This is a genomic window from Pararhizobium polonicum (assembly GCF_001687365.1).
GTDB lineage: Bacteria > Pseudomonadota > Alphaproteobacteria > Rhizobiales > Rhizobiaceae > Pararhizobium > Pararhizobium polonicum.
On record NZ_LGLV01000007.1, the window covers coordinates 384362 to 400461 of the forward strand.

Consider the following 16100-nt stretch of genomic DNA (forward strand, 5'->3'; position numbering starts at 1 on the left):
GAGCTGCTTGTTTGACAGGAGCACCGATACTCCGGATTAGAGATTGGCGTCGACCAGTGCCTTGAGCTCATTCAATTCGCCGGCTGTCAAATCCACCAGGGGAGGGCGCACAGGTCCCGCCTGGCGGCCTCTGACCTGCAGGCCAGCCTTGATGATCGATACGGCATAGCCTTTCCGGCGGTTACGCAGGGCGGTCAGCGGGAAGAAGAAGTTCTTCAGAATGCCGTCGGTCGTCTTCGTGTCTCCAGCGCGCAGTGCCGCGTAGAAGCGCTGGGCCAGTTCGGGCACGAAGTTGAACACGGCAGACGAATAGGTCGTGACGCCGGCTGCGAAATAGGCGGTCGCATAGAGTTCGTGGGTCGGCATGCCGCCGATATAGACCATGCGGTCTCCCAGCTTGGTGGTGATTTCGATCACACGGTCGACCTCGCCATAGCCGTCCTTGAAGCCGATGAGGTTGGGGCACTGGTCGCAGAGCTTTTGCAGGCTATCGGCGGTCAGAACGATATTGTCGCGGTTGTAGACGACGACGCCGATGCCAACAGCATTGCACACGGCCTTCACATGGGCGACCAAGCCTTCCTGTTCGCAGAACATCAGATAGGGCGGCAGCAGCAGGATGCCGTCGGCGCCGGCCGCCTCGGCCGCCTTGGCCATCTCCACGGCCATGGCCGTTCCATAGGCCGCGCCGCCCAGGATCGGCGTCTTGCCGGCGGAGGTCTTGGCCATTTTCGTGACTGCGGCCACTTCCGCCGGTGTCAGCGAGAAAAGCTCGCCTGTGCCTCCGGGCGCAAACAGCACGGCGGCACCAAATCCATCGAGCCAGTCGATATGGGCGCGATAGGCTTCCTCGTCGATGCTGAGATCGGGTTTGAACGTGGTGACCGGGAAAGAGAGCAGGCCGCTGCCGAGCGCGATCTTGAGTTCATTTGGAGTCATGAAAAAAGGTCCTTCTGAAAGGGCAGGAAAAAAGAAAAGGCGGAAAATGGCTCAGTAGACGTCAAGCGCCTGAAGGAGGGCGGCCGTGTAACCGTAGCAGAAGGCAAAGGCGACGCCCTGCGGATCGCGACCGCTGATCGTCGGCACGTGGTCCGGCATGATCATGTATTGGTAGCCGACCTCCCGGTAGATTTTGATGGAGCGGGCCATGTCCATGTCGCCTTCGTCCGGGAAGGTTTCCATGAAGGAAAGCTTCTTGCCGCGGATATTGCGGAAGTGAAGGTTGAAGATCTTGTTGCGGCTGCCGAACCAGCGGATCACATCGTCGATTTCCTCGCGCGGATTGTCGAGCATTTCGCCGACGGTGCCCTGGCAGAAATTGAGGCCGTGATAGGGGCTCTCATGCATGGTGACGAATTTCTTGAGGCCGTCGACCGTGCCAAGCACGCGGGTCACGCCCTTGAAGCCCGGCGGCGTGTACGGATCATGCGGATGGCAGGCGAGCCGGACCTTGCTGGCTTCTGCGACCGGCACCACGCGGGACAGGAAATAGTCGATACGCTCCCAGTTTTCGTCTTCCGGCAGGACGCCGGCAAGGCCGGGGGCTGCGGACTGGTCGATCTTGTCCCAGCGGAACGAGGCATTCAGCGAGCCGCCGCGGCCAAGCTCGTCGGGGGTGCGCGGAATGCCGATCAGGTTGAGATTGTATTTGGCCGCCGGGATACCAGCCGTGGCCAGATTCTCGATCAGGCGGCAGAGTTCATCGAGCTGGCGATCGCGCTCCGGTCCGGCAAGCAGGATGTCGGGGTAGGTGGCGGTCTCGATCGGGTTGGACGGAAGCGGCAGCTGGATCATGTCCAATATCAGCCCGAAGCTTTCGACCTTGTCCCTGAGCCGGTGGAGGTCGTCGAGCGTCCACGTCCCGGGCTTGCCTTCCGGGTCGGCGCAGATGTGCTTGATGCCGAGCTGGGCCCAGACCCGATAATCGTCGTCGTCGCGCGCAGCGAGCTGTGTACCTATATACATGTCATACCTCTGTCTTCTATAAGGTATGACATAATATGAATTTTGACGGCTGTCGAGATGTTACCGTGCGAGACGGCGATATCGTTTCTGGCTGTTCAGCAGGTGGTCACGCATGGCGATGCGCGCGGTATCCGGATCCTGGTCGGCAATGGCCTCGATGATCCGGTCGTGTTCGGCGGCAATGCCCATAAGATAATCGACATTGCTGGTGTCGGGCAGTGTCGGAAACTGGCTGCGCGGGATCGACCGTGCGCCGAAACGCGATATCGATTCGATGTAATAGCGATTGTCGGTGGCCTGGGCGATGGCGAGATGGAAGGCGAAGTCGGCATCCACGGTCGGGTTTCCGGCCTGGATCTCCGCGACCATTTGCTGATTGGCGGCGCGAATCGCTTCTTCCTGATGTGGCGAACGCCGATAGGCCGAAATTGCCGCTGCTTCCACTTCCACGGCGATCCTAAACTCCAGCAGTTCCAGGGTTTCCGGGATGCTTTTGATTTCCCGGGGCGTCAGGCTTGCGTGCCGGAATCCGGGCTGCTGTCTTGCCACGAAGACGCCCTTGCCCTGGACCGGCGTCACCAGCCCGCCGGCGCGGAGTTCGGCGATCGCCTCGCGCACCACTGTCCGGCTCACGCCGAATTCGCTCTCGAGCTGGATCTCCGTTGGCAGTTGATCCCCTTCCGTCAGGTCTCCTGTGGTGATGCGGTCGCGCAGCGTCTCAATCACGGTCTGTGCCAGCCGCTGCCGTCGGTGGGGCCCCACTTTGCCATCGTTGTTCATTGTCTCTCCCTCGGCATTTGGTTTCGCTGCGATCTCAACGGGCTTGCAAGCGTTCGTCACTTAACGTAAGTCATATGATAAGATACGAATGATGCATTAACGTTAGAAGTATCAGAAGTGGAGGAATTATGAAATCGTTTTGGAAGCCCATCCGTCTGGCGCTGGCTGTTTCCCTGATAGTCGCGCATGTTCCCGCGGCGATCGCGGCGACGCCGAATGACCAGCTGGTTATCGGCACGTCGCTCGTGCAGGTGCTGTCGCTGGACCCGCAGCAGGGGGTCGATGCAAAGACAATCGAGATTTTGACGAATACCTATGATCGTCTGGTCTATACCGACAATCAGAACGGCAATGTCATTGCCCCGCAGCTGGCGGAAAAATGGGATGTCACCGAGGATTCGATCACCTTTCATCTGCGCGAGGCGAAATTTGCCTCCGGAAATCCGGTAACCGCGCAGGACGTGGTTTTCTCGCTGGTGCGCCTGATGAAGCTCGACCAGGCGTCCGCCGCCAATTTCAAGACGGCCGGATATAGCGCTGCCAATATCGAAAGCATGGTTTCGGCCCCGGACGACCGCACATTCCGGATCCAGTTTCCGAAGACCGTCACTCCGGACGCGCTGCTCTACCGGATGTCGATGGGTGTCGCCAGCGTGGTCGACAGCGTCGAAGTGCAAAAGCACGTCAACAATGGCGACTACGGCAATGAGTGGCTGCGGACCAACACGGCGGGTTCCGGGCCGTTCACGCTGCGGCGCTGGACCCCCAACGATCTCGTGATGCTGGAGGCCAACAAGGACTACTGGCAAGGCGTGCCGACGCTGCGCCGTGTCATCATGCGCCATGTTCCCGAAAGCCAGGCGGCCCGGCTGATGCTGGAACGCGGCGATATCGATATCGCCAATGCGCTCAGCGCCTCCGACATCGGTTACTTCCAGAACAAGGACGGTTTCGTCATCGATCGCGTTCAGACCGGTGGCTTCTATGTGCTGTCGATGAATGCCGGCCGCAAGGAACTGGCCGATCCCCTCGTTCGCAAGGCGATTGCCAACAGCATCGATTATGCCGGCATCGAGAAGACGATCGTCGGCGCCTATGGCCGGGCCCGCAATGTGCCGGTGCCGGTGGATTGGGCCGGAGCCATCAAGAATCCGGACTGGGGCTTTCATCCCGAAGAAGCAAAAAAGATGCTGGCAGAGGCCGGCTATCCCAATGGCTTCGATCTGACGCTCAAGGTCGTTTCGCAGGCTCCCCGGGTCGATATGGCAACTGCCATTCAGGCCAATCTGGCCGAAGTCGGCATCCGGGTGACGATCCAGCAAGGCAATGGCGCCGATATCGTCGCGGCGCATCGGGCGCGGGACTTCGATCTTCTCATCCCGCAAACATCCGCCTATATGCCGACTGCCCTCGGCGCGCTGGATAATTTCGCCTACAATCCGGACAATTCGGCAGAAGCGAAAAACGCCGGCAATTTCGTCTGGCGTTCTGCATGGGACATTCCGGAAATCAGCAAATTGCGCGATGAGGCGAATGCCGAACGCGACGTTGCCCGCCGTCAGGCGCTGGTCACGGAAATCCAGGAGAAATTTATCGCCGCCAGCCCGGCCGTCCTGCCGATGTTCGAACGCTTCGAGCCGATTGCGCTCAGCAAGCGCGTCATCGGCTATAGCGGCCATCCCATGGGTATGACGCGGGTGAATAAAATCACCAAGTCAGACGCGCAGTAATCGAGTAGCCGATCATGCAAGAGTTTAACCTGAAAGAGCTCGGCAAACGAGCGATCCAGCTGCTCGTCAGTCTGTTCGTGCTCCTGACAGTCACCTTCGTGATCGGCCGCGTTCTGCCGGCGGATCCTGTCGGCGCAATCGTCGGCGAACTGGCCGACCCCGCCGCGTTCGAGGCCATGCGCCAAAGGCTTGGCCTCGATCTGCCGCTCTATCAACAGTTCTTCCTTTATATAAAGGCGCTGTTGCATGGCGATCTGGGGACGGCGATTCTGACCGGAAATCCGGTGATGCAGGATCTGTCCACGGCCTTTCCGGCGACCCTTGAGCTCGCCACGCTGGCCGTCATCATCTCCACCGTCGTCGGCGTGCCCCTGGGCATGGCGGCGGCTATTTTCCGCGATACGCTGATCGACCGGATCGCCCGTGTGGTTTCGCTTGTCGGGCATTCCATCCCGGTCTTCTGGTTCGGCATCGTCGGGCTGGTGATCTTCTATGCCGGCCTCTCCTGGGTCGGCGGGCCGGGGCGGGTCGATACCTATCTCGAAGGCCTCGTCGAGCCGAAAACCGGACTTCTGCTGATAGACAGCCTGCTCGCAGGCGACATGGAAGTGTTCTGGAGCGCGGTCAACCATATCATCCTGCCGGCCTGCATTCTGGCCTATTCGGCCATGGCCTATATCACCCGCATGACGCGCAGCTTCACGCTGGAGCAGCTGAACCAGGACTATGTGGTGGCTGCCCGCGCCAAGGGTGCCTCGAGCAGCCGGATCGTCGTTGGGCATATTCTTCCCAATATCGCCGTGCAGTTGATCACCGTCCTTGCGATTTCCTATGGCAGCCTGCTCGAAGGCGCGGTGGTGACGGAGATCGTGTTTTCCTGGCCCGGCATCGGCCAATACATGACCAATGCCCTGATGATTGGCGACATGAACGCGGTGGTTGCCGGCACGCTGGTCATCGGGCTGATCTTCATGGTGCTGAACTTCCTGGCCGACCTGGCCTATGTGCTTCTTGACCCCCGTACCCGCGAGGCCGGCTGATGACCGAGGCGAAGATGATTGTCCAACACAACGCACTGCATCAAGGTGCTGGCCGTTTCTACCGGTCGCTTCGAAAAAGCATCGACAAGCTGACGCGCGAGCCGTTGGGCATGCTGGGGTTTGCCGTACTTGCGCTGCTGATCCTCGTGGCGATCTTCTCGCCCTGGATCGCGCCCTACAGCCCCATCACGCAGAACCTGCCGCAGGCTCTTCAGCCGCCGAGCTGGGCGCATCTGGCGGGTACGGATGAATTCGGCCGCGATATCCTGTCCCGCCTCATCTACGGTGCGCGGATCACCATTCAGACGGTCCTGTCCGTCACGGTCATTGTCGGCCCGGTTGGCCTGATTATCGGTGTGGTCGCCGGCTTCATGGGGGGGCGCACGGATGCGATCCTGATGCGGGCCACCGACATCGTGCTGTCCTTCCCGTCGCTGATCCTGGCGCTGGCGTTTGCCGCCGCTCTCGGGGCTGGTCTGGGAACGGCGATCATCGCCATCTCGCTGACCGGCTGGCCGCCGATCGCCCGGCTGGCGCGTGCCGAAGCGCTGATCGTGCGCAACACCGATTATGTCGCCGCGGCTCGCCTCTACGGTGCGTCTCCGTTGCGTCTGCTGTTCCTCTACATCGCCCCGATGTGCATTCCTTCGGTCGTTGTCCGGCTGACCATGAACATGGCCGGGATCATTCTCACGGCCGCAGCGCTCGGTTTCCTGGGCCTCGGCGCACAGCCTCCGTCACCGGAATGGGGTGCGATGATCTCCAGCGGCCGGAAATTCATGATCGACAACTGGTGGGTTGCGGTGATGCCGGGGATCGCGATCCTCCTGACCAGCCTTGCTTTCAACCTGGTGGGCGATGCCCTCCGCGACCTTCTGGATCCGCGCCATGCCCGTTCCTGATAGCACCAGCATCCTGACCGTCAGGAACCTGAACGTGACCTTTGCGCGCAGCTCGCTCAAGGCTGTCGATGGCGTGAGCTTTACATTGGGCGCAGAGCGGCTCGGCATCGTCGGGGAGTCCGGTTCGGGCAAATCGACGTTGGGCCGCGCCATCATGAAGCTGTTGCCCAATTCGGCAAAAATTGAGGCCGAGGCCCTGGAGTTCGCGGGCACATCGCTCGTCAAGGCCTCCGAAAAGCAGATGCGGACACTGCGCGGCAACGAGATGGCGCTGATCATGCAGGATCCCCGCTATTCGCTGAACCCGGTGCTGTCGATCGGCAAACAGGTTGCCGAAGCCGCCAAGCTTCACTTGGGTTTGGGCAAAGCCGCTGCCCACAAGGCCGCGGCCGGAATGCTCGAGCGTGTGCGCATCGCCGATGTCGAGCGGACCATGCGTCTCTATCCCCACCAGATTTCCGGCGGGATGGGACAGCGCGTCATGATCGCCATGATGCTGCTTGCCAAGCCGCGTCTCGTCATCGCCGACGAACCGACCTCGGCGCTTGATGTCAGCGTGCGCGGGGATGTCCTCAAGCTGCTGGATGAACTCGTCACCGAGAACAATTCCGGCCTGATCCTGATCAGCCACGATATCCGGATGGTGGCCGCGTTCTGCCAGCGCATTCTGGTGATGTACAAGGGCCGGGTGGTGGAGAACCTCGTCAGGCTGGAAGACGCGCAACATCCCTACACAAGGGGTCTTGTCGCAGCCATGCCCAATCCGCGCCATCCCGTGAGACGGCTTCAGGTGCTCGATCGGCCGTCAATCGACGCTGCGGAGGTAAGATCGTGATTGAAGTTGAAAACCTGGAAGTCACCTTCGGCAAGGGCGGCAATCTGAAGCAGGTGGTGAAGGCGGTGTCTTTCTCCGTCGCCAGGGGCGAAAGCCTTGGGATCGTCGGTGAATCCGGCTGCGGAAAATCCACGGTGCTGCGTTCGCTGGCCGGTCTCGATCGCCATTGGACCGGGCGTATCAGCCTGAACGGCCAGTCGGTCGACAAGAACCGTACCATTGAGCAACTGCTTTTGGCGCAAATGGTGTTTCAGGATCCCTACGGTTCGATCCATCCGCGCCATCGCATCGAGCGTGTGCTGGCGGAGCCGGTGCGGGCGATGAAAAAGGGGGCCGGCTGGGACCGCGTGCCCAAAGCCCTCGAACGGGTGGGGCTACCCGCCAGTTTCGCCGAACGCTTTCCGCATGAACTGTCCGGTGGCCAGCGCCAGCGCGTCGCCATTGCCCGCGCCCTGATGCTGGAGCCGCAAATTCTCCTGCTGGATGAGCCGACGTCGGCGCTCGACGTTTCCGTGCAGGCTGAGGTGCTGAACCTTCTGAGCGACCTGCGCGAACAGCAGGGACTGACCTATGTGCTCGTCAGCCACGATCTCTCGGTCATCGCCCATATGTGCGATCGTGCCCTGGTGATGAAGGATGGCGTTTTTGTCGACGAACTCGACAAGGCGGACCTGCAGGCGGGGCGCACACATGCGGACTATTCGGCTGTTTTGTTCCAGTCGAGCTTTCTGTAAGCAGCCATTTTCCGTGCACGATCAAGCATATCCGCCACTGGCCGGCGGATATCCGGCGCAATTTATTGCGATATTACCGTCTCAGCGCGTCAGGAAGTAAATCACCACGCCCCAGAACGCCACGCCGGCAAGCACGGCCGCGGCAATGGCCTTCAGGCGCAGCGTCGGCGAAAACGGACCTTTCGCCGCGCCGAGCTCGCGGTGATCTTCTGCAAATGCCGAATAGGCATCTCTTTTGTGTTCCGGCATGGCACGATCCTCGGCTTGTGTCAGATAAGGATACGGAAACGCCGTAAAGGAAGCCTCAAAAAAACGGCTAAAATTCTACCGGCCGGAAGAATTCGGCGGCGCTGTTCCTGCTGGAGTTGTATCCCGTGCCATCAATGTTTGTGTTTGATGGCCGGTATCGGGCGACATCTACCCCTCGCTCAGCATTTCCATGCCGCCGGTCAACCGCTCCATCAGGCTGCGGCGGACGCGGCCGACATCGCGCAGCGGCGGCTCGCCGAACTGGCGGGCATATTCGCGGCTGAACTGTGACTGGCTCTCATAGCCGACCTGGTGGCCGGCCGATCCGGCATCGAGCATATCTTCCAGCATCAGCCGGCGGGCCTCCTGCAGCCGCAATTGCTTCTGGTACTGCATCGGGCTCATGGCGGTGATCGCCTTGAAATGGTGATGCAGCGAGGAGACGCTCATGCTGACGCGATTGGCGAGTTCCTCGATCTTCAGCGGCAGAGCATAATGCTCCTTCAGCCAGATGCAGGCCCGGCCAACCTGATGCGACTGGCTGTCGGCCATCGCCATCTGGCGCAAACGGCCACTTTGCGGGCCGGTCAGAAGCCGGTAGATCAGTTCCTGCTCGATCAGCGGCAAAAGGACGGGAATGTCGCCGGGCCGGTCGAGCAGACGCAGCAGCCTCACGGCGGCGTCCTCAAGTTCGGGCGTGACGGTGCTGACCTCCATGCCGCGCGCAGCAGGTATGGTCCGCTGCTTTTCGGCATGTTCAACCAGTCCGGCGATCCTGCCGGTGTCGATCTCGAACGTCATGCTCAGATAGGGCTCTTGCGGGCTGGCCTCGACGATCTGGGTGGTGACGGGCAGGTCGATCGAGGTCAGCAGGTAGTCCGCACCGCTGTAGCGATAGATTTCGCTGCCGAGCACCACCTGTTTTGCGCCTTGTGCGATGAGGGCGACGCCCGGTTTGTAGGAGCCGCAGGCTTTCGTGCCCGTAGCCGAGCGCATATGAACGCTCAATCCGGGGATCGCGGTTTGATGGTCGCCATCCTGTCCGGCGAAACGGGCAATAAGATCAATCAGTTCCCGACTGCGCTGGGTTCGTGAATCTGTCATAATCGAAAGTCTTTCCAGTCGTTTAGTTTTTGTCTCGCAACCCGGAAGTTAGGTTCTTACCGTGCGTTTGCAAAACTCCAGCGACACTTTTTGCAGGATCGTGTAATAATTTTGCAGGATTGCTCTAACACTTGTTCTCTGCCCGCCGCATAGTACACTTCCGGGGAGAGGCCATTCGTGCTTCCATCGTAATCCCCGTCTCACAGAATAAAGGAGTGACCCATGGCCCTGGCAAGAGGATATGCGGCGACGGATGCGTCGAAACCGCTTGAACCCTTTACGTTCGAACGGCGCGAGCCCCGCGAAGACGACGTCGTCATCAGCATCAAATATTCCGGCATCTGCCATTCGGACATCCATCAGGCGCGTAACGAATGGGGCAATTCGGCGTTTCCGATGGTTCCCGGCCACGAAATCGCCGGCATCGTGACGGCTGTCGGCTCGAAGGTTTCGAAGTTCAAGGTCGGCGACCGGGTCGGCGTCGGCTGCTTCGTCGACAGCTGCACCACCTGCGCCAGCCGCGATGTCGATCTGGAGCAGTACATGCCCGGTCTTGTCGGCACCTATAACAGCGTCGAGGCCGACGGCAAGACGCCAACCCAGGGCGGCTATTCCGATTTCATCGTCGTCAAGGAAGGCTATGTCCTCTCCATTCCGGAGAACCTGCCCTTCGAGGCAACGGCACCGCTGCTTTGCGCCGGCATCACGCTCTATTCGCCACTGCGCAACTGGGGCGCCGGTCCCGGCAAGAAAGTCGCGGTTGTCGGCATGGGCGGTCTCGGCCATATGGGCGTCAAGCTCGCCCATGCGATGGGCGCTGATGTGACTGTGCTTAGCCAGACGTTGTCGAAGAAGGAAGACGGTCTGAAACTCGGTGCCGATCATTATTACGCCACCGGTGATGCCGAAACCTTCAAGACGCTGGCAGGCACGTTCGATCTCATCCTGTGCACCGTCTCGGCGGAAATCGACTGGAATGCCTATCTCGGCCTGCTCAAGGTCGATGGCACGCTGGTGCTGCTCGGCATTCCGGAAAAGCCGGTACCTGTGCATGCCTTCTCGCTCGTTCCCTCGCGCCGCAGCATTGCCGGCTCGATGATCGGCTCGATCAAGGAGACCCAGGAGATGCTCGATTTCTGCGGCGAGCACAACATCGTCTCCGAAATCGAACTGATCCGGATGGATCAGGTCAACGAAGCCTATGAGCGCGTCATCAAGAGCGACGTGCGCTACCGCTTCGTCATCGATATGGCGACGTTGTAAGCCATTGAAACGAAAAGGCCGGCAGTTCGGTTGGACTTGCCGGCCTTTTTATCGCGTCAGCCCGGTTAAAGGCTACTTGACCTCGGTCAGGACTTCCGTGCCGGAGCCGTCCTTGCCGGTAATCGTCCACTTGCCGTCAAGGGTGCCATCGCCGTTGACGTGGTAAACGACCAGCCCCAATGCGTCTTCCAGGACGTAGGCCGCCGCAAAGGCGTTGTCGTTGAGCATGCAGACGCCGGTCGATTTGACGCCGGCGGTCTCCCATTCGATCACGCAGGTGGTTTCGCTGGCGAGCGTTATTTCCGCCGTTCCGGAATAGCTCGACCCATCGAGATTGGTGCCCTCGACGGTATATTTGCCGGCATTGACGGTTTGCGCATTGGCGGTGGAGGCTGCCGCGAGCAAGAGCGCGGCGGCGGCGATAATCTTTTTCATCTGATCCCTCAAAGAATGGCTCGATGATCGAGCTGCGCTGGAGCGTAGGCGGATTTCCAGCGGTTTGAAAAGCACCAAAATTGTGGTGATCGAGCCGAGGGTATCGCCCACCCGCTCAGGTGACCGGAGGTCCGTTGTGGAAGCAGGGGGACTTCACACCAGCGGCAGCGGCCCGTCGTTCTTGATCTCTTCCATCACCGCGTAGGTGCGCGTTTCCTTGACGCCCGGCAGTGTCCAGAGCACTTGTCCCAGAAAATTGCGATAAGCGTTCATGTCCTCGAAGCGGGTCTTGACGAGATAGTCGAAGCCGCCCGCCACCATGTGGCATTCGAGCACGGCCGGCGCCTGCTTGATGGCGGCGGCGAATTTGTCGAAGACTTCCGGCGTCGTCTTGTCGAGCATGACCTCGATGAAGACGAGCAGCCCGAAACCCAGCTTGTGCGGATCGAGCCGGGCGCCGAAGCCTGAGACATAACCCTCCTTCAAAAGGCGCCGCAGCCGCTCGCTGGTTGCCGTCGGTGACAGGCCGATGCGATCCGCCAGCTCCAGATTGGTGATCCGGCCATCCGCCTGCAGGATGTTGAGGATCCGCCGGTCGATCTTGTCTATCTCGTGCATCGGCGCGATCCCCAGTCTCTTCAGGTCGTGCGCCGGTTCAGGCCGTCAGCCGCGTTTCGGCGAGCTTCACCCAGTAGGAAATACCGTGCGGGATCGCCTCGTCGTTGAAATCGTAGCCCGGGTTGTGCAGGCCTGCGGTATCGCCATTGCCGATGAAGATGAAGGCACCGGGGCGGGCCAGCAGCATGTAGGAAAAATCCTCGCCGCCCATCATCGGATCGAGATCGCCCGAGACCTGGTTTTCGCCGGCAATACCTGCCGCTGCCGAAAGCGCGTAGGCGGTTTCCTGGCGATGATTGACGGTGACGGGATAGTTGCGGTTGTAGGCCACCCGGATCTTGGCGCCGTAGGCGGCGCCGAGATTCTCCGAGATCTGCTTGATGCGCGCTTCAGCGAGTTCGCGCACTTCCGGCATCAGCGTGCGCACGGTGCCGGCCAGGATCGCCTGTTCGGGAATGATGTTGTGGGCAAAGCCCGAATTGAATTTCGTCACCGATACGACGACGGACGCCAGCGGATCGACGGTGCGCGAGGCGATGGTCTGCAGCGCGTTGACGATCTGCGAGCCGACGACGATCGGGTCGATCGTCCTGTGCGGCTGCGCTGCGTGGCCGCCGCGGCCGTCGATGGTGATGTTGAATTCGTCCGTCGAGGCCATGATCGGGCCGACGCGGCTGCCGAACTGGCCGACCGGCATGCCCGGCATATTGTGCATGCCGTAGACTTCCTCGATGGAGAAGCGCTCCATCATGCCGTCCTTGACCATTTCGTTGCCGCCGCCGCCGCCTTCTTCGGCGGGCTGAAAGATTACCGCGACCGCGCCCTTGAAGTTGCGCGTTTCTGCCAGGTATTTGGCTGCGCCGAGCAGCATGGCGGTATGGCCGTCATGGCCACAGGCATGCATCTTTCCCGCCGTTGTCGAAGCCCAGGGCTTGCCGCTGGTCTCGGTCATCGGCAGGGCGTCCATATCGGCACGCAGGCCGATGGTGCGGCCGTCGCCGAGATTGCCCCTGATCAGGCCAACGACACCGGTGCGGCCAAGGCCGGTCACGATTTCGTCAACGCCAAATTCCCTCAGTTTATTTTCGACGAAAGCTGCCGTATTTTCCACGGCGAACAGCAGCTCCGGCTTCGTATGAAGGTAGCGACGCCATTCGGTGACTTCGTTCTGGAGTTCTGCTGCGCGGTTCAGAATAGGCATTTTGGCTTCCTGTTGGTCCATTGCGGGGCATGGGGTACGGGATTTTTTGGCATCGACGCTGAAGAATGGTCTTTGCCATCACCGTGCCATATAGGTTAAATAGCCGGGCGATACGAGGCAATTCCCGAAATTTCGAGGTTTGATTGTGGTGACAACTGGAATTCCGAACAGCGGCGCGGCAAAGCTACTGGCAGTCCTGACGGGCGCCTGCGCGACGCTTCTGGCGGCAGCCATGCCCAGCGCCGCCAATCCCCAGCTGGTTATCGACGTCAATTCGCTCAAGGTCTATGAACAGCGGGAAATCTATCAGAAGTGGTATCCGGCGTCTTTGACCAAGCTGATGACGGCCTATACGACATTCCGTGCCTTGAAGTCCGGCCAGCTGACGCTTGAATCACCCGTGGTGATGACGAAGAACGCGGCCGGCAAGCCGCCCAGCAAGATGTTCTACAAGCCCGGACAGGCTTTGACGCTCGATAGCGCGCTGAAGATGATGTTGATCAAATCGGCCAACGACATCGCGGTGGCGATCGGCGAAACCGTCTCCGGATCGGAGCCCGCCTTCGTCAACCAGATGAATGCGGAAGCCGCGCGGATCGGCATGACCGCCTCGCATTTCGTCAATCCCAACGGCCTGCCGGCGCCCGGCCAATATACGACGGCGCGCGATCTCGCCATTCTGGCGATCACCATCAAGCGGGAATTTCCGCAATATGCGCCGTATTTCGCCTATGAAGGCTTCACCACCGGCAAGAAGAACTATCCCAATCTCAATATGCTGATCGGCCGCTTCGACGGCGCAGACGGCATGAAAACCGGCTTTATCTGCGCGGCCGGCTTCAATCAGGTTTCCTCGGCGACGCGCAACGGCCGTGCCGTCGTTTCCGTCGTTCTCGGTGCGGACAGCCTGGGCGGGCGGGCGGATGAATCGGCCCGCTTGCTGCAGCTCGGCCTGACGTCGAACGGAGCGGGCAAACCGGTTCTCGGCCAGATCGCGCCTTATGGCGAGACCCGGGACATGGTTGCCGATGTCAGCAAGGAAATCTGCAATCCCAAGGCAGCCAAGGTCCGCTCTGAAAATCGTGACGAGGTCGGGCGGCAGAAGCTGCTGTCGCCGTATATTCACGAAATCAACCGGCCGCTCAATCTTGTCTCCGCAGGCCTGATTGCCGGTACGGAGGCCGATACCAACAGTCAGCTGGCCGGCGCGCAGGGCGACGCCGCCAATGTGCCGATTCCGGTTCCGCGCCCCGTTTTCTGATTTCCCGCATCCCGATCGGACATATCATGAGTTCTGTTCTCAACGCCGTACCGGTGTCGATCCTCACCGGTTTTCTCGGGGCTGGAAAAACCTCGCTGCTCAACCGGCTGCTGAAGGATCCCGATCTCACCGATACCGCCGTCATCATCAACGAGTTCGGCGATGTCTCGCTCGACCACCTCCTGGTCGAGGCGTCGAGCGACGGCATCATCGAACTGTCCGACGGCTGCCTGTGCTGCACGGTGCGCGGCGAACTGGTCGATACGCTCGCCGACCTGATGGACCGGATGCAGACCGGCAAGATCAAGCCGCTGAAGCGCGTCATCATCGAAACCACCGGCCTTGCCGATCCGGCCCCGGTGCTGCAGTCGGTGATGGGCAATCCGGTTATCGCCCAGAGCTACCGGCTCGATGGCGTCGTCACCGTCGTCGATGCGGTCAACGGCCTTTCGACGCTCGACAATCATGAGGAAGCGGTCAAGCAGGTGGCCATGGCCGACCGCCTGGTCATCAGCAAGATATCGCTGGCGACGCCGGATGCGGTCCTTTCGCTGAAGGCGCGTCTCCGCGATCTGAACCCGCGCGCGGCAATGATCGATGGCGATCTGCCGGAAGCGGGCAAGGCGGAAACCTTCCATTGCGGGCTCTACGACCCGGCGACCAAGATTGCCGATGTCGGCCGCTGGCTTCAGGACGAGGCCGCAGCGGATCACGACCATCACCATGATCATGATGGCCACGACCATGATCCCGATCATCACCGTGATCCCGATCATCACCATGATCACGGGCACTGCGGCCATGACCATCATGCGCACGGCCACCACCATCACGATGAAAACCGCCATGGCGCGGATATCCGCTCCTTCAGCATCGTCCATGACCGGCCGATCGATCCGATGGCGCTGGAGATGTTCATCGATCTTTTGCGCTCCGCCCATGGCGAAAAGCTGCTGCGGATGAAGGCGATCGTCTCCATGTCCGACAAGCCGGACCGGCCGCTGATCCTGCATGGCGTGCAGACCGTCTTCCATGCGCCGCAGCGCCTGGCCGCCTGGCCGGACCCGTCCGACCGGCGCACCCGGATGGTGCTGATCACCAAGGACCTGCCGGAAGCGTTCGTGCGCGATCTCTTCGACGCCTTCACCGGCAAGCCGGGCATCGACCGCCCGGATAGGCAGGCGCTGGAAGACAATCCACTCGCCGTTCCCGGTCTCCGGATGTAACTCTTCGGTCGAAAAGGATCGGCATGGTTTTCACCGCGGATGAGAGTATCGGCACCATGCCGGCGCATCCGCGAAGCCGGAGCGGGTCGTGGAGCCTTGGTGCTTCGTTCGCCATCCATCTGGCGATCGGGCTGGCGCTGCTGCTTGTTGTGGCGCCACGCCCGCAGGTTCTGGCGCCGGAAGACAGTGTCAGCGTCGATGTTCTGACACCGCAGGAGTTCGACGCTGCGAACGGGGCGTCTGCCACCGAAACGCCCGCCCAGAAGCCGGTGGAAGCCTCCGTATCACCGCAGGTCGAGCAGAAACCCCCTGATTTTACCGAACTGCCGACGGACCGGCCGGCGAATGCGGTGGGCGGCATGGTCCGTGCCACCCATCTCATGTCGGCCAAGGTTCTGGCCGATCCGCGCAGCGCCAAGGCGCGAAAGGCAATGAAGGAACTCGCTTCGTCAGAGCGTATCGTGCAGCTCTGCAATATCGAGGCGATGGAGCAGGTTCATGTCTGGAAGGCCAGCTTTCAGCCCGATTTTATCGTCGCCTATGCGATGGCGGATGTGATGCTGGCCGGAAACAGGCTGGAGGCGAACGGCGGCGCATTCCGCAGCAAGAGCCAATGGTACAATATTCGCTTCACCTGTGACGTCACGCCGGACATGGCCAAGGTGACCGCGTTTGCCTTCCTGGTGGGGGCCGGGATTCCGAAAAGCGAATGGCAGGATCACAACCTCGTGGCGGATGACGGACCGGCCGATTAACG

At 60.8% G+C, this 16100-nt stretch carries 17 protein-coding genes; 9 read left to right on the top strand and 8 right to left on the bottom strand.

Annotated elements, in window-relative coordinates:
• Window positions 1–36: 36 nt before the first annotated feature.
• The 3 genes from kdgD to ADU59_RS12720 are packed head-to-tail and all read right to left on the bottom strand — an operon-like array spanning window position 37 to window position 2745.
• Window positions 37–939: a 5-dehydro-4-deoxyglucarate dehydratase gene (gene kdgD / locus ADU59_RS12710; protein WP_068954475.1), complete on the bottom strand. Its 903-nt coding sequence runs from the start codon at window positions 937–939 to the stop codon at window positions 37–39.
• Window positions 940–990: 51 nt separating this feature from the next.
• Complete coding sequence (locus ADU59_RS12715) at window positions 991–1965, bottom strand: mannonate dehydratase (RefSeq protein WP_068954476.1); 975 nt, start codon at window positions 1963–1965, stop codon at window positions 991–993.
• A 60-nt stretch (window positions 1966–2025) separates the two neighbouring features.
• Window positions 2026–2745: a FadR/GntR family transcriptional regulator gene (locus ADU59_RS12720; protein WP_068954477.1), complete on the bottom strand. Its 720-nt coding sequence runs from the start codon at window positions 2743–2745 to the stop codon at window positions 2026–2028.
• Window positions 2746–2873: 128 nt separating this feature from the next.
• On the opposite strand from ADU59_RS12720, the gene ADU59_RS12725 reads away from it, so the two are divergent.
• The 5 genes from ADU59_RS12725 to ADU59_RS12745 are packed head-to-tail and all read left to right on the top strand — an operon-like array spanning window position 2874 to window position 7986.
• Window positions 2874–4475, top strand: coding sequence for an ABC transporter substrate-binding protein (locus tag ADU59_RS12725; protein ID WP_068954478.1), 1602 nt, complete (start codon window positions 2874–2876; stop codon window positions 4473–4475).
• A 14-nt stretch (window positions 4476–4489) separates the two neighbouring features.
• The gene (locus tag ADU59_RS12730) at window positions 4490–5515 is read left to right on the top strand and encodes an ABC transporter permease (protein WP_068954479.1); all 1026 of its coding nucleotides are present in this window, start codon (window positions 4490–4492) and stop codon (window positions 5513–5515) included.
• Window positions 5515–6417 carry an ABC transporter permease gene (locus ADU59_RS12735; protein WP_083198241.1) on the top strand — a complete coding sequence of 301 codons (903 nt, stop codon included), beginning with the start codon at window positions 5515–5517 and terminating at the stop codon, window positions 6415–6417. Before ADU59_RS12730 ends, ADU59_RS12735 begins: the two co-directional genes overlap by 1 nt.
• Complete coding sequence (locus tag ADU59_RS12740) at window positions 6404–7252, top strand: ABC transporter ATP-binding protein (protein WP_068954552.1); 849 nt, start codon at window positions 6404–6406, stop codon at window positions 7250–7252. The genes ADU59_RS12735 and ADU59_RS12740 overlap by 14 nt, the downstream gene beginning before the upstream one ends.
• Window positions 7249–7986, top strand: a complete 738-nt coding sequence (locus ADU59_RS12745) for an ABC transporter ATP-binding protein (RefSeq protein WP_068954480.1) — start codon at window positions 7249–7251, stop codon at window positions 7984–7986. Before ADU59_RS12740 ends, ADU59_RS12745 begins: the two co-directional genes overlap by 4 nt.
• Before the next feature lie 81 nt (window positions 7987–8067).
• Here ADU59_RS12745 and ADU59_RS30630 read toward each other — a convergent pair whose 3' ends face one another.
• Together ADU59_RS30630 and ADU59_RS12750 are read right to left on the bottom strand one after the other, a co-directional pair.
• Window positions 8068–8235: a hypothetical protein gene (locus ADU59_RS30630; RefSeq protein ID WP_158515720.1), complete on the bottom strand. Its 168-nt coding sequence runs from the start codon at window positions 8233–8235 to the stop codon at window positions 8068–8070.
• Window positions 8236–8403: 168 nt separating this feature from the next.
• The gene (locus ADU59_RS12750) at window positions 8404–9339 is read right to left on the bottom strand and encodes an AraC family transcriptional regulator (protein WP_068954481.1); all 936 of its coding nucleotides are present in this window, start codon (window positions 9337–9339) and stop codon (window positions 8404–8406) included.
• A 222-nt stretch (window positions 9340–9561) separates the two neighbouring features.
• On the opposite strand from ADU59_RS12750, the gene ADU59_RS12755 reads away from it, so the two are divergent.
• Window positions 9562–10602, top strand: a complete 1041-nt coding sequence (locus ADU59_RS12755) for an NAD(P)-dependent alcohol dehydrogenase (protein WP_068954482.1) — start codon at window positions 9562–9564, stop codon at window positions 10600–10602.
• Between the two features lie 72 nt (window positions 10603–10674).
• On the opposite strand, the gene ADU59_RS12760 is transcribed toward ADU59_RS12755, so the two are convergent.
• The 3 genes from ADU59_RS12760 to ADU59_RS12770 all read right to left on the bottom strand — a co-directional run bounded on the left by ADU59_RS12760 (window position 10675) and on the right by ADU59_RS12770 (window position 12856).
• On the bottom strand, window positions 10675–11037 hold the full coding sequence (locus ADU59_RS12760) for a hypothetical protein (RefSeq protein ID WP_068954483.1): 363 nt from the start codon (window positions 11035–11037) through the stop codon (window positions 10675–10677).
• Window positions 11038–11190: 153 nt separating this feature from the next.
• Window positions 11191–11655 carry an Lrp/AsnC ligand binding domain-containing protein gene (locus ADU59_RS12765; RefSeq protein ID WP_068954484.1) on the bottom strand — a complete coding sequence of 155 codons (465 nt, stop codon included), beginning with the start codon at window positions 11653–11655 and terminating at the stop codon, window positions 11191–11193.
• Between the two features lie 37 nt (window positions 11656–11692).
• Complete coding sequence (locus ADU59_RS12770; RefSeq protein WP_068954553.1) at window positions 11693–12856, bottom strand: M20 aminoacylase family protein; 1164 nt, start codon at window positions 12854–12856, stop codon at window positions 11693–11695.
• 232 nt (window positions 12857–13088) lie between these two features.
• Here ADU59_RS12770 and ADU59_RS12775 point away from each other — a divergent pair, with 232 nt between their 5' ends.
• The 3 genes from ADU59_RS12775 to ADU59_RS12785 are packed head-to-tail and all read left to right on the top strand — an operon-like array spanning window position 13089 to window position 16098.
• Window positions 13089–14117: a D-alanyl-D-alanine carboxypeptidase family protein gene (locus ADU59_RS12775; protein WP_068954554.1), complete on the top strand. Its 1029-nt coding sequence runs from the start codon at window positions 13089–13091 to the stop codon at window positions 14115–14117.
• Between the two features lie 26 nt (window positions 14118–14143).
• Window positions 14144–15343 carry a CobW family GTP-binding protein gene (locus tag ADU59_RS12780; protein WP_068954485.1) on the top strand — a complete coding sequence of 400 codons (1200 nt, stop codon included), beginning with the start codon at window positions 14144–14146 and terminating at the stop codon, window positions 15341–15343.
• A 23-nt stretch (window positions 15344–15366) separates the two neighbouring features.
• Complete coding sequence (locus ADU59_RS12785; RefSeq protein WP_083198242.1) at window positions 15367–16098, top strand: DUF930 domain-containing protein; 732 nt, start codon at window positions 15367–15369, stop codon at window positions 16096–16098.
• The last annotated feature ends 2 nt before the right edge of the window (window positions 16099–16100 follow it).